A 13,620-nucleotide genomic window follows, 5' to 3' on the forward strand; every position below is an offset into this window, starting at 1 on the left:
TCATTGCGCGCATGTGCCGGACGGGGTTCAGTGCAGATTGTCGAGCAGGCGCTTGGCGACATCCTGCTGCATCTGGCTGCCTTCCTTCATCACTTCACTCAGCATGGCGCGGGCACCGTCGGCATCGCCCATGTCCAGGTAGGCGCGGGCCAGGTCGAGTTTGGTATCGACCGGATCGTCGGTGAACTCGCCCAGGTCGCTGTCATGGCCATCCGTGTGATGCGTGTTGGCCGCGTCATCGAAATGCCACTGCGAAGTTGCCTCGGCAGCCGGAACCTCATGCACCTCCGGCGCATTCGTATCCGATGCCGGCGAAACAGCGGCCGCCACTGCGGCAGCCTGATGCGATGCCGAATTCACGGCCGCCGGATGAGTCAGATCGAAGTTGAAGCTGTACTCGCTGACCATCTTGGGTTCCTGTGCCGGCAATGGCGGCGGCGTCGAGGAAGCCCGCGCCGCTGCACCATCATCGGCGGCATAGTCGTCGATGTCGAACGCGCGGCGCGCCTCGGTTTCCTCGTGACCCGGCAATTCGGGGTGGTGGTCGAACAACGGATGACCCGGCACCAGATCCTCGCCCATGTGCACCACGTCCTGCCACTCATCCTGCTGCGGATCGGTGATGTGGGCATGCATCGCTTCGGCAGCCGCCTCGAAGTGCTCGACATCGCGCCGCGAGTAGTACAGGGTGACCAGTTCCAGATGCAGCCCGATGTCGTCCGGATGCTCGGCCAACTGGTCGAGCAGCTCTTCCTGATCGACGTCGTCGCCACTGGCAAAACCCTGCCCGCCTGCAGGCGCCGTGCCGAAGCGGTCAGCCAGTGACGTGGCGGATTTCGCCGCCAACCCCGCCGAAGATTTGCGCCTGCGGCCGAGCAAGGCCAACAGGAGCAGCACCACGATCGCGCCAGCACCGGCTGCCCAGGCCCATGTCTGCATGTACCAGGGCTGCTCGATCACCGGTGCCGGGCTCGGTGGCGGAACAACGTGTTTGACTGCCGGCTTGACTACAGGCTTGGGTGGTGCGGCTACGACCGCAGCAGTTGTCGATGCGTGAGCGGGTGCGCTCGAAGCCGCGGCCACCGGGGCTGCAGCCGTCGCAGTGGAACCTGCAGCGACGGGCGCTCCGCTTGGGCTGACCGCCGTGCTGGCGGCCTCCGGCTTGGCCTGCGACGAAGCAGTCGCCACGCTGGTGCTCGTTACAGGTTTGGCTATCGTCGCGGCACTTGCCGGCGCCGTCACCGGCAGACCGGCGGCCTTGCGCGCAGCAGCCAGCTTGCTCTGCAATTCGGCGATCTCGCTGTCCTTGAGCGACAACAGATGCTCGTTCTTGGTGTTGATGTCCGTCAGGTCCTTGAGACGGGTCTTCAGATCGGCACCCTGCTGCTGCAGGCTGGCCAGGCTTTCCTGGGTACGCAGCAGATCCTGGCGCAGACTGGCGGCGGACTTGTCGCCCTTGCCTCCGGCGTTGCTGCCTCCCTGAGCTGCACTGACGTCCTTTGCCGGTACCAGCGCGAGGCGATCGCCACCACCAGCGGACACGTTGCCAGGTGCACTGGAGGCGGATGCACGGGTCGCCGCATCGGCCACGACCGCTGGCTTGCCCGGCGTACCGGCGCGCCAGTCACTGTTCTGGCGACGCACTTCGGCGACAGCCGCAGCGATCGTCATGGCCTGGGCTTCCGTCGAGGTCGGTACGCGCAGCACGGCACCACTCTTCAGCGCATTGATGTTGTCGCGATAAAAAGCCTCCGGGTTGGCCTGCTTGAGCGCCAGCATCATCTGCTGCACATCGACACCGCTCGGCGCCGTACTGCGGGCGATCGAGGACAGGGTCTGACCGTGCGCGACGGGCCCGTACTGGCCATTGCTGGCAGTGGCAGCCGTTGGGGCGGGCGAAACCGCATGTGCCGGCTTCGGCGCAGCGGCAGGCGTGGCAGCGACGGGCCGCCTCGGGGTCACGGGTTCGCTCCTGCGCTCGACACGGGTCTGTGCAGCGGCAGTGGAAGCTGCGCTGGATGTCCCGGGCGGATCAAGCAGGATGGCAAACTCGCGCACGCTCTTGCCGGCGGCGTGACTGTTCACCTCGATCAGCAGGTCGAGGTAGGGATCGTCCACCGCCACGCTGCTGGTGATGCGGATGACCGGATGGTCGCTGCCGGCGTTGGCGACACTGAAATGCAACGGGATCGTGGTGCGGCCACCGGTGATGCCCGCATGGGCGAAATCCTCGCTGGAGGCCAGCTGGACGGTAAGGTTCTGCAGCTCCGCCGGATTGGCCGGATGCAGCGGGATTTCCGCCAGCAACGGTTGTCCCAGCGCCGATTTGACCTGGATCTGACCCAGGTCCAGCGCCATCACCTGGCTGCTGCCCAGTGCCAATGCCATCCATATCGACAACTTCAACGAACGATTCATCGCGTGCTCCCCCGAACGATCCCTGGCGCCATTCTTGGTGTTGCCGCCGTGACGGCTGCTGCCCCAAACGAGATGCCACTTTAGTTATATGCAGGCCAATCAACAATAGCCGGGACGAATACTTGCAACGCATTGCTGCAGTGCGTTCTCACCGCTACGAAGCTTTCAGTGCTGTTTGACCGGCGGCTTGGCATGCAAGGCATCCAGCTGCTTTTGCAGGTCGGCAATCGCCTGATCCTGCTGCTGCAGGCGCTCACTGGCCCGCTTGCTGTCCGATTCCTGCGTGGCGACATCCTGTTCCAGCCGCTTCACCTCGGCCTGGTGCTGCGCCAGACGCTGCCGAGTCTGGGTCGATACCTGCGCAGAAGTCTGCCCGTCGACCGGATGCGACAGAGGGCTGCTGTCGACCGCCCAAGCTGCCGACATCGTCATGAATCCAAATACGCCCACGAATAAACAATAACGCATCTCAGAGATAGTCCTCGATCAGCAGTTCGGCGATCTGCACGGCATTCAACGCCGCGCCCTTGCGGATGTTGTCCGAAACGATCCATAGATCCAGCCCACGCTCGTGCGAGATGTCCTCGCGGATACGCCCGACATATACCGCATCGTTGCCGGCCGCCTCGCCCACCGGGGTCGGGTAGCCGCCAGGCTTGCGCTCGTCCACCAGCACCACGCCCGGCGCCTGTTGCAGCAGTTCGCGGGCCTGTTCGGCGGTGATCTTGTCGCTGGTCTCGATATGCACTGCCTCGGAATGGCCATAGAACACCGGCACGCGTACCGCGGTCGGGTTCACCTGGATCGACTCGTCCTCCAGGATCTTGCGGGTCTCCCACACCAGCTTCATCTCTTCCTTGGTGTAGCCGTTCGGCTGGAAGTCGTCGATCTGCGGGATCACATTGAACGCGATCTGTGCGGGAAATTTCTTGCCCGGCTCCACGCTTTGAAAGTTCAGCAGCGCCGCGGTCTGCTTGCCCAACTCCTCCATCCCTGTACGACCGGCACCGGAGACCGACTGGTAGGTGGCCACGTTGATCCGCTCGATCTGCACCGCGCGGTGGATCGGTGCCAGCGCCACCAGCATCTGCATGGTCGAGCAGTTCGGGTTGGCGATGATGCCGCGGCGAGTGTAGTCGGCAATCGCGTGCGGATTGACCTCGCTGATCACCAGCGGGATGTCGTCCTGGTAACGGAACTCGGAGGTGTTGTCGATCACCACGGCGCCAGCCGCCGCAGCACGGGGCGCATGCACCTTGCTGACCGAACCGCCGGCCGAGAAGAACGCGATGTCGACACCTTCGAAATCGTAGGTATCCAGCAACTGGACGGTAACCTGCTGGCCACCGAAGGTGATTTTCCCGCCGGCTGAGCGCTCGCTGGCCAGCGGCACCAGCTCGCTGACCGGAAAGTCCCGCTCGGCGAGGATCGCCAGCAAGGTCTCGCCGACCGCACCGGTCGCACCGACCATTGCCACCTTGTAGCTGCTCTTTTTGCTCATGATCTGCTTTCTAATGGGGGGATGAAGCACGCGACATGGCGCGCGGAAAACCTGTCAAGTATACGTCTGGACGGCTAGGTGGCCAGACGTTGCATCACCGGGGCAAGTACCTCGGGATTGATCGGTGTCGGCGGATGCCCGGCATGCGGCCCATGACCCAGCGCCGCAATCAGATTGTCGGCTGCCAATGTGGCCATGGCGCGGCGGGTATCTTCGGTGGCGCTGGCAATATGCGGGCTCAGCACGACATTCTCGAGCGTGAGCAGGTCGGCATGTACCGCCGGTTCACCCTCGAACACATCTAGTCCGGCCGCGCCGAGGCGCCCTTCGCGCAGCGCCAATGCCAGCGCCGCATCATCGACGATGCCGCCACGGGCGATGTTCACCAGCACGGCACGTGGCTTCATCAGCGCCAGCTCGGCAGCGCCGATCGCGTGACGGTTCTCCGGCGTGAACGGCAGTACCAGCACCAGATGGTCGGACTCACGCAACAGGGTCGGCTTGTCCACATAACGGGCGCCACAGGATTGTTCCTGCTGCTCCGGCAGGCGATGCCGGTTGTGGTACAGCACCGGCATGCCGAAGCCATGCGCCCGTCGTGCAATCGCCTGGCCGATCCGACCCATGCCGAGGATGCCCAGCGTCTTGCCGTGCAGGTCGACGCCAAGCCAGTCATCGAAACGCATGCCATGCCACTGCCCCGCACGCAGCCAGCGCTCGGCCGCGCCCACCCGTCGCGCGGCAGCCAGCAGCAACGCCCAGGCGTAATCGGCCACGCTCTCATTGAGCACCTCGGGCGTGTTGCTGGCGAGGATGCCGGCGCGGGTAATCGCGGCGATATCGAGATTGTTGTAACCGACACCGAGGTTGGCGATCGCCTTCAGCCGCTCGTTGCCCTCGAGCACGGCGACATCGACGCGGTCATTCAGACCCAGCAGGGCGCCGTCGAATCCGGCCAGCGCGTTTTTCAGCTGCTCGGTGGACCGCTTCTGGTCGGCAGTCTCGGCCACCACCTCGAAATACTGTTCGAGTTTCGTCACGATTTCGGGAAAAAGTGGGCGTGACACCCATACACGCTGCCTGTTCATGTTGCCGTCGCCTCGTCACTGGGGATGGATCTCGTCCGGCGGCTCATCGCGGCGGACGGGATCAGGGAATTCTTGGCGTGACGTCCCCCACGTCACCGCATTGCGCGCGATGACGCAGCGCATGATCGATCAGCACCAGCGCCACCATCGCCTCGGCGATGGGCGTGGCACGAATGCCGACGCATGGGTCGTGCCGTCCCTTGGTCACCACCTCGGTCGGCTCGCCCGCCAGGTTCACGCTGTGGCCCGGGATCAGAATGCTCGATGTGGGCTTGAGCACGATCGAGGCCGTCACTGGCTGACCACTGCTGATGCCGCCGAGAATGCCGCCGGCATGATTGGAGGCAAAACCGCTCATGCTCATTTCATCGCGATGCTGGCTGCCGCGCTGGCTGACTGCGGCAAAACCGTCGCCAATCTCCACGCCCTTGACCGCGTTGATCGACATCAACGCGCTGGCCAGATCGCCGTCCAGCTTGCCGTAGATCGGCTCGCCCCAGCCCGGTGGCACACCATTGGCAACCACGTTGACCCGCGCACCGACCGAATCACCGGATTTGCGCAGCGCATTCATGTAGGTTTCCAGCGCGGGCACCTGGGCCGTATCCGGCCAGAAGAACGGGTTCTGCTCCACCGCATCCCAGTCGAACGCGTCCGGCGTGATCTCGCCGATCTGTGCCAGATAGCCGCGCACCTGCACGCCATGACGTTCGGCCAGCCACTTCTTGGCAACCACCCCGGCGGCCACCCGCATGGTGGTTTCACGTGCCGAGGAACGCCCGCCACCACGCGGATCGCGGATGCCGTATTTCTGCCAGTAGGTGTAATCGGCATGACCGGGTCGGAACGTCTGCACGATGTCGCCGTAATCCTTGCTGCGCTGATCGACATTGCGGATCAGCAGCGCGATCGGCGTGCCCGTCGTCTTGCCTTCGTAAACACCCGAAAGGATCTCCACCTCGTCCGCCTCGTGCCGCTGGGAGGTGTAGCGACTCCTGCCGGTGGCACGACGCTCCAGATCCTGACGGAATTCTTCGGTACTGATCGGAAGCCCCGGCGGGCAACCGTCGATCACGCAGCCGATCGCCGGGCCGTGGCTTTCGCCGAAGGTGGTGACAGTGAAGAGCTTGCCGAAGGAATTGCTGGACACGGGGTCTGGACGTCCGGAGGAAACCACCACAGCTTAACGCGACAACGCCCCGATCGGGTCGGTCAGTGGGCCCACTGCGCTGCGTGCCACTCGCTGGCCAGCAGCGCGAACACCACGTCATCCACCCACTCGCCGTGCAACCACAGGCTTTCGCGGTAATGAGCCTCCTGCCGCATGCCCAGCGCGCGCAGCATCGCCATGCTGGCGAGATTGCGCGGATCGACCGAGGCGTGGATGCGACGCCGACCCAACTGGCCAAATACCAGTTCGAACGCCGCGCGCACGGCCTCGCAGGCATAGCCGTTGCCCTGATGGGCAGGCGCAATGCTGATTCCAAACTCGACCGGACCCTCGGCATCCGGTGGCATGTGCATACCAAGGTCGCCAATCAATTCCCCGCCATCACGCAGACGGATCGCGTACTGAAACCAGCTGTCCGGCGTATCCAGCGATGCATCAGCCTGGCGCTCAATGAAGTCTGCCGCCTCGGTCACGCTGACCGGACGCCAGCCCTGAAAACGTGATACGTCAGGATCAGCGCGATAGTCGAACAACGCCGTGGCATCGGCTGGACGCAATGCGTCCAGCCGCAGGCGCAGTGTGCTCAGCTCCATGCCACAAATTCCTTCAGGCGATACGGCGTGCCGCGGCAGCCGCATGGATCGCCGCAGCGTGCTCGACCAGATCGCGCCGCTCCAGCGCAAAGATGCCCATCTGGCCCACCTTGAATTCGATCCAGATGAACGGGACTTCCGGCAGCAGCGCAGCCAGCGCGTGTTCGCTCTCGCCTACCTCAACGATCAGCAGGCCGTCGTCGGTCAGGTATTCGGCAGCCTCGTCGAGCATGCGCAGGCACAGGTCCAGCCCATCGACACCCGAGGTAAGGCCCAGCTTCGGCTCGTGCGCGTACTCGCCCGGCAGCGCGGTGTATTCGTCCTCGGTGACATACGGCGGATTGGAGACGATCAGGTCGTAGTGGCGCCCCTTCACTCCTGCGAAAAGATCCGACTGGATCGCCTCGACACGGCCCTCCACGTGCTGGAACACGATGTTCTCGCGCGCCAGCGACAACGCCTCGTCGCTGATGTCGACGATGTCGACCTGCCAGTCCGGGTTGTACTCGGCCATCGCGATGCCGATGCAGCCGGACCCGGTGCACAGGTCCAGCGCACGCTCGATGTGGCGCTCGTCCAGCCATGGCGCAAAGCCCGACTCGATCAGCTCGGCGATCGGCGAGCGTGGCACCAGGGCGCGGCGGTCGCTCTTGAACTTCAACCCGGCGAACCAGGTTTCGCCGACCAGATAGGCCACCGGCAGGCGTTCGCTCACCCGGCGCTCGATCAGCGCCAGCACGTTCTCGCGCTCGGCCGCGGTGAGCTTGCCCGCGCCATAGGCCGGTGGAATGTCGGGCGGCAAATGCAGGCTGGCCAGTACCAGGTGGGTTGCTTCGTCGATCGGATTGTCGTGGCTGTGGCCGAAGGTCAACCCGGCCGCCGAAAAGCGGCTGGCACCGTAACGGATGAAGTCGATGATGGAGGCGAGTTCGGCAGTCACGGCGATCCAGGAGTGCAACGGAATGGCCGACCATTATAGGGCCTGCAGGCAACTCCACCCCGTATACTGGGCGGATGACTTTCAACGTATTCCTGCAGTACATCCTGCCGCACCGGGCCCTGTCGAGGGTGGTCTACTGGGCCACACGATGGACCTTTGCACCGTGGAAGAACTGGCTGATCGGCACGATCGTGCGCAATTACAACGTGAACATGGCCGAGGCGGCGCAACCTGATGCCATGGCCTATCAGCATTTCAATGCGTTCTTTACGCGCAAGTTGAGGCCTGATGCACGTCGCGCGGATGCCGATCCAGCCGCCCTGCTTTCACCCGCCGACGGCCGCATCAGCCAGTCCGGCCCGATTGTCGATGGCCGTATCTTCCAGGCCAAGGGGCAGGACTACACCGCCGCCGAACTGCTCGGTGGCGACGAGACCGCCGCCATACCGTATCGCAACGGCCACTTCGTCACCGTCTACCTGTCACCGCGCGACTACCACCGCGTGCACATGCCGCTGAAAGGCACGCTGAAGGAAACCGTGCACGTGCCCGGCCGCATCTTCAGTGTCGCACCGTTCGCAGTGGCGGCCATTCCGCGGCTGTTCGCGCGCAACGAGCGGCTGGTCTGCCACTTCGAGGGTGAGCACGGTCCGTTCGTGGTGGTGATGGTGGGTGCGATCCTGGTCTCGTCCGTGGCCACGGTGTGGGACGGGCTGGTGATCCCGCCATACGCCTCGTCGATCCGACGCAAGTCATTCATCGGCCAGGGCATCACGCTTGAGCGCTTCGCCGAGATGGCGCGGTTCAACATGGGCTCCACCGTCATCCTGCTGCTGCCTTCCGGCGCGGAGGAGCTTGAAGCATTGCAGCCGCAGCAGGTGGTGCAGGTAGGGCAGCGCCTCGGTCGCGGCTGATCCAAACGGCTCCAACGCAGACTCGCGCCCGGTGAACTGACGTAAAGCGTCATTTTGTGACGCTTTACGCGCTACCGCAGTGCAGGTCCCGTTACGCTCGTGTCTTCGCCGCAGCGTCAGCGCTGCCGACTCCAGCGACGAGGGGACCCATGCAACTACTCACACCATTCTTCGTGATGATGCGTGCACGCCAGCTTGGCCGTCAGTTCCGTGATATCGAGCGCAGCATCCGCGCGCTGCCCAAGCGCAATCGCACGCGCCTGAGCACGCTGACCCTGCGCGAGATCGGGCAAGCCTCGCGCAGCGATTTTCCGCATTTGTATGGCACGCCGCCCGAGGCGCGTTACCAGCCTTGGGGCCAGGGTACCGAAGCCGGTTACGAGCGCGCCTGCTCGAACAATCCCGAGGTGGCGCTGCGCGGCATCGCGCTGTGGCTGGCCGTGGCCTACCACGAGACCAAGAACTCCCCGCATGCGAGCCTGCAGCCGCAGCATCGGCAACTGATGCAGTTGCTGCGCGAGTTGAAGGAAGCCCACAGCAGCGGCAGTGTCGCCGAAAGCTGGATGCAGAACAGCGCGGTTGCCTGATCTCAGGCAGCCGCCGCACGCGTCACTGGCAGACCGGCAGCTTCAACACCTGCCCGATGGCGATGTGGTGATGCTTGAGCCCGTTCATCTCGGCGACTTCCTGCACGCTTGAACAATGCAGGTTGCGCACGATGCTCACCAGCGTATCGCCGCGACGAACCTTGTAGCTCCGGTCCCTGCGCACCACCGGCGCGGGCGGCGGCGATGGCGGGGCATCGACCACCGGCACCACGGCACTGTGCAGGTCGTGCGCAAGGATCGGCCATGGGCCGTCAACGCAACGGGATGCATAGGCCTTTTCCAGCGGCTTCGGCAACTGCAGCTGCACACCTGCCGGCTGGGTCACCTGGGGATCGAGGCGCGGATTGAGATTGCGCAGCGTGCGGAACCAGCCGTCACTCATCCCGTCAGCCGAACCCAGGCACACCGTCAGCTCGGACAATGACGTCGGCCGCTGCAGGGTGATCGAACCGGGCACACCATCGACCCGCGGGAAACGCAGGTTGTAGCTGTCCGGATGCAGGAACAGCCACGCGGCAGCCAGCACCGCCGGCACATAGTCGCGGGTTTCCTGCGACAACTGGTTGTAGATGCGCGGGTCGTAGAAGCTGACCGAGGTGTCGTCGCCGACCAGTCGGCGCATGCGACCCTCGCCACCGTTGTAGGCGCCAATCGTGAGTTCGAGGTTGTTGTTGAAGATCTGCAACTGCTCGTTGAGATATTCGGCATTGGCCCGTGCCGACGCCTGCGGGTCGAAGCGCGTGTCGAAACCGTTGTCCATGCCCAGGCCGAAACGCATGCCGGTGGCATACATGAACTGCAGCGGGCCAGCCGCGCCCGAGCGCGACACTGCATGTACCTTGCCGCCCGATTCCTTCGCCATGATGCCGAACAGCAGTGCCTCGGGCAGATCGGCCTTCTGGTATTGCGGCCACATCTGGTAGCGCAGGTACTGGTAGTTGACGTAGGCATCCATCAACTGCGGCCGCCACTGGGTCAGCCACATCTCCAGCGCCGCCTTCACCGGGCCATTCATTGCGATCAGCTCGGACAGCTTCTGTCCGTGCAACAGGGTCACGCTGCGCTGCGCAGCCGGCAGGCTGGCTGCACCGGTCTTGCCTGCAGCGAGTGCCGCCTGTGACGGATCCACATCGCTGTTCAGATCCGTGCCGTCGCCGAAATCGCCATCCTTCAGGCGCAGCAGACGGTCAAACACCGAGAAGAACCGTTGCGGATCGCAACCTGGCGTGTTGCCGCAGCGCGCCGATGCCTCCTTCAGCTGGTCCAGCGACCGCGTGAGCGTCAACTGGGAAGCCTCCGCGTCACCGGCGTGCGACTGCTGCAGGGCGACCTCATAACCCTTGCTGGCCTGGTCGAGCTCGGCGTATAGCGCGTTGACCGGTGCCGAAGGCTTGCCTCCACCCGTGCTTGCACAGGCGGCCATCAATCCAGGCACCGCTGCAAGCAGTCCCAGACGCAGAAAACGAACAGCAGAACGCAGCACCATCAGAAACTTCATCCGCACAAAAACCACACCATAGCCGGCACGGCACGCCGACTCAACGATGACGCGACCAGCTGGCCGTGTTGGCTACAATCCCGGTATCACCCAGGGAACGGAAACGAGATGACTGAGATCCTGATCGGCCGCAACGACAGCACCAGCGTCGACTTCGACCCGCATTACGGCAATCGTCACGGCATGATCGCCGGTGCCACCGGTACCGGCAAATCCGTCTCGCTGATGGTGCTGGCCGAAGGTTTCTCCCGGCTCGGCGTGCCCTGCTTCCTGGCCGATGCGAAAGGCGATCTCGCCGGCCTGTCGATGGCCGCCGGTGAACCGGGCGACAAGCTCAAGGCACGCCTGGACAAGCTCAGGCTCGCCGACTGGAAGCCACAGGCCAACCCGGTGATCTTCTGGGACATCTACGGCAAGCTCGGCCACCCGATACGCGCCACCATCAGCGAAATGGGCCCGACCCTGCTCGGCCGCGTGCTGGAACTGAACGACACGCAGGAAGGTGTGCTGGAGGTGGTTTTCAAGCTCGCCGACGATCAGGGCCTGCTGCTGCTCGACTTGTCCGACCTGCGCGCACTGCTGACGTTTGCCGCCGAAAACGCCAAGGACATCTCGACCCGTTACGGCCTGATCGGCACGACCAGCATCTCTGCCATCCAGCGGGCACTGCTCAAGCTCGAGAGTGACGGCGCCGATCAGTTCTTCGGCGAACCGGCGCTGGAACTGACTGACCTGATGCGCCAGGACATGAGCGGCCGGGGTGTCATCAATGTGCTGACCGCCGACCAGTTGATCCTGAAGCCGCGGCTGTATTCCACCTTCCTGCTGTGGCTGCTGTCCGAGCTGTTCGAGCAATTGCCGGAAGTCGGCGACCTCGACCAGCCGAAGATGGTGTTCTTCTTCGACGAGGCGCACCTGCTGTTCGAGGATGCTACGCCGGCGCTGCAACAGCGCGTGGAGCAGGTGGTGCGACTGATCCGCTCCAAGGGTGTGGGCGTGTACTTCTGCTCGCAGAATCCCGACGACGTACCTGGCGTGATCCTCGGCCAGCTCGGCAACCGCATCCAGCATGCCCTGCGCGCGTTCACTCCGCGTGACCAGAAAGCAGTCAAGGCGGCGGCGGAAACCTTTGTCGCCAATCCGAAGCTCAACGTCACCGAGGCAATCACCAGGCTCACCGTCGGCGAAGCGCTGGCCTCGACACTGGCCAACGGCGGCGTGCCGACACCGGTGGAACAGGTGCTGGTGACCGCGCCGTGCTGCCGCATCGGCGCGATCACCGATGCCGAGCGTGCCATGGTTCGTCAGCGCTCACCGGTCGGCAGCAAATACGACACCGCGATCAACCGCGAATCCGCCGCCGAGCTGCTGGCCAGACGCGCCAGTGACAAAGCCATCGAAACCGCCACCCCTGCCAACGCAGCCGGAGGGGATGCGGGTGCCCCCTCTGGCTGGAGTGGCACCGTGCATGATGCGCTGTTTGGCACCAAACGCCGACAAGGCATGATCGAGACGATGGGCAAACAGGTCGTGCGCACGATGGGCAACCAGCTCGGTCGGCAAATCCTGCGCGGGGTGCTCGGCGGCATCTTCGGCGGCAAGCGCTGAGCAGGCATCACCGATGCCGAGAATCGAACTGATCGACTCGCAGCAGCCGCTGTCGCAGCAGTTACCCGATGCACTTCGTTATCCGCTGCACGGAGCTGCTCTGCCCGCCATCGTCACGTTCACTCTCGCGCACTATCTGGCGTTGCTGCCGGGAGCCGGCTGGTTGCTCGAACTGGTGGTATGGGCAGCCACCTACCTGTATGCACTGGAATGCATGCGGCATACCGCCGATGGCTACGCTGCACCGCCGGAGTTTGCCGAACCCGGTCACGGTGGCTGGGCATTGGTTGCGGTTCTACTGTGGTCCACCTTGCTGACACTGGCAGTGAAGCTGAACTTCGGCGGCAACGCCTGGATCGTGACGGCGCTGATGGCAGTCAGTCTGCCAGCCATTGCCATGTCGCTCGCACTCGACGGCAGCGTCGGACACGCCCTGAATCCGCTGACCTGGGTCCAGGTGATGTCGCGTTTCGGCCTGCCTTACCTGTTGCTGATCGGCGTGCAATGCCTGATCGCGGTCATTGTCGGCGTGGCACAACTTGCTTTCGAATCCGCATTCCCGCGAGTGATCTCGCTGCCGCTGTTCTATCTGGTCGCCAATTACGCCACCTTGTTCAACTTTCATCTGATGGGCGTGCTGATCCACCAGCGTCACGAAGATTTCGGCCTGCAGCCGAAGGCTCATCAGCTGGCCCGCGAAATCCACCAGGATGCCGACCGGCAACTGCTCGACGAGGTCTCGGCCCTGGCAAGCGAGCAGCCGCGAGCTGCGCTCGACCTGCTGGTGCCGCGCCTGCGCGATCACGCTGCGCCGGCCTCGCTGCATCACGCCTACCGCCAACTGCTGCAACGACAGGGCCTCAACGATGCCCTGCTGGTACACGGACAGATCTGGATGGCAGCACTGATCGCCCAAGGTGAGTCGCGCCGTGCGCTCGGCGTACTGCAGGAATGCAGCCGAATCGACGCCGACTTCATCCCCGACGACCCGCGCACATGCGGGGAACTGGCCGACCTGGCCGCACGGCTGGGCATGAATCGACTTGCGCTGCAGCTCTGCCGCGGCTATCTCGCGCATTGGCCTCGTGATCAGCAGGCGCTGCACTACGGACTGCTGGCCGCGCGCCTGCTCGGCGAGCACCACGATCAGCATGTCGAAGCGAAACAACTGCTGGACCAGCTGGCATCGACATGGCCGGGTCATCCGCTGCAAGCCGATATCGCCGTCCAGCGGCAACGGCTGGCGGATTCCCCATGAGCCGCTGGCGCCCACCCTCCCCC

Annotated in this window: 12 protein-coding genes; 4 read left to right on the plus strand and 8 right to left on the minus strand. The window is 64.3% G+C overall.

Annotated elements, in window-relative coordinates; translation table 11 throughout:
• Window positions 1–27: 27 nt before the first annotated feature.
• The 7 genes from B0E50_RS14255 to prmB all read right to left on the minus strand — a co-directional run bounded on the left by B0E50_RS14255 (window position 28) and on the right by prmB (window position 7,711).
• Window positions 28–2,418 (minus strand): FimV/HubP family polar landmark protein, encoded by a 2,391-nt coding sequence (locus tag B0E50_RS14255; protein WP_077441947.1) that lies wholly within the window; start codon window positions 2,416–2,418, stop codon window positions 28–30.
• Window positions 2,419–2,583: 165 nt separating this feature from the next.
• Complete coding sequence (locus B0E50_RS14260) at window positions 2,584–2,844, minus strand: hypothetical protein (RefSeq protein WP_254427289.1); 261 nt, start codon at window positions 2,842–2,844, stop codon at window positions 2,584–2,586.
• A gap of 43 nt (window positions 2,845–2,887) precedes the next feature.
• Window positions 2,888–3,919 carry an aspartate-semialdehyde dehydrogenase gene (locus tag B0E50_RS14265; RefSeq protein WP_077441949.1) on the minus strand — a complete coding sequence of 344 codons (1,032 nt, stop codon included), beginning with the start codon at window positions 3,917–3,919 and terminating at the stop codon, window positions 2,888–2,890.
• Between the two features lie 74 nt (window positions 3,920–3,993).
• On the minus strand, window positions 3,994–5,007 hold the full coding sequence (locus B0E50_RS14270) for a D-glycerate dehydrogenase (RefSeq protein WP_077441950.1): 1,014 nt from the start codon (window positions 5,005–5,007) through the stop codon (window positions 3,994–3,996).
• A gap of 61 nt (window positions 5,008–5,068) precedes the next feature.
• Window positions 5,069–6,157, minus strand: a complete 1,089-nt coding sequence (gene aroC, locus B0E50_RS14275; protein WP_077441951.1) for a chorismate synthase — start codon at window positions 6,155–6,157, stop codon at window positions 5,069–5,071.
• A gap of 62 nt (window positions 6,158–6,219) precedes the next feature.
• Complete coding sequence (locus tag B0E50_RS14280; protein ID WP_077441952.1) at window positions 6,220–6,771, minus strand: GNAT family protein; 552 nt, start codon at window positions 6,769–6,771, stop codon at window positions 6,220–6,222.
• Window positions 6,772–6,784: 13 nt separating this feature from the next.
• Window positions 6,785–7,711, minus strand: a complete 927-nt coding sequence (gene prmB, locus B0E50_RS14285) for a 50S ribosomal protein L3 N(5)-glutamine methyltransferase (protein WP_077442025.1) — start codon at window positions 7,709–7,711, stop codon at window positions 6,785–6,787.
• A 74-nt stretch (window positions 7,712–7,785) separates the two neighbouring features.
• Here prmB and asd point away from each other — a divergent pair, with 74 nt between their 5' ends.
• Both asd and B0E50_RS14295 read left to right on the plus strand, forming a co-directional pair.
• Window positions 7,786–8,625: an archaetidylserine decarboxylase gene (asd, locus tag B0E50_RS14290; RefSeq protein ID WP_077441953.1), complete on the plus strand. Its 840-nt coding sequence runs from the start codon at window positions 7,786–7,788 to the stop codon at window positions 8,623–8,625.
• A gap of 149 nt (window positions 8,626–8,774) precedes the next feature.
• The gene (locus B0E50_RS14295; protein WP_254427290.1) at window positions 8,775–9,212 is read left to right on the plus strand and encodes a hypothetical protein; all 438 of its coding nucleotides are present in this window, start codon (window positions 8,775–8,777) and stop codon (window positions 9,210–9,212) included.
• Window positions 9,213–9,234: 22 nt separating this feature from the next.
• Here B0E50_RS14295 and B0E50_RS14300 read toward each other — a convergent pair whose 3' ends face one another.
• Complete coding sequence (locus tag B0E50_RS14300) at window positions 9,235–10,719, minus strand: transglycosylase SLT domain-containing protein (protein WP_077441955.1); 1,485 nt, start codon at window positions 10,717–10,719, stop codon at window positions 9,235–9,237.
• A gap of 120 nt (window positions 10,720–10,839) precedes the next feature.
• Between B0E50_RS14300 and B0E50_RS14305 the strand changes: the two genes are divergently transcribed.
• Both B0E50_RS14305 and B0E50_RS14310 read left to right on the plus strand, forming a co-directional pair.
• Complete coding sequence (locus B0E50_RS14305; RefSeq protein WP_077441956.1) at window positions 10,840–12,339, plus strand: helicase HerA-like domain-containing protein; 1,500 nt, start codon at window positions 10,840–10,842, stop codon at window positions 12,337–12,339.
• 13 nt (window positions 12,340–12,352) lie between these two features.
• Window positions 12,353–13,597, plus strand: coding sequence for a DUF4013 domain-containing protein (locus B0E50_RS14310; RefSeq protein WP_077441957.1), 1,245 nt, complete (start codon window positions 12,353–12,355; stop codon window positions 13,595–13,597).
• Window positions 13,598–13,620 lie beyond the last annotated feature (23 nt).

Source organism: Rhodanobacter sp. C01 (genome assembly GCF_002001045.1).
GTDB lineage: Bacteria > Pseudomonadota > Gammaproteobacteria > Xanthomonadales > Rhodanobacteraceae > Rhodanobacter.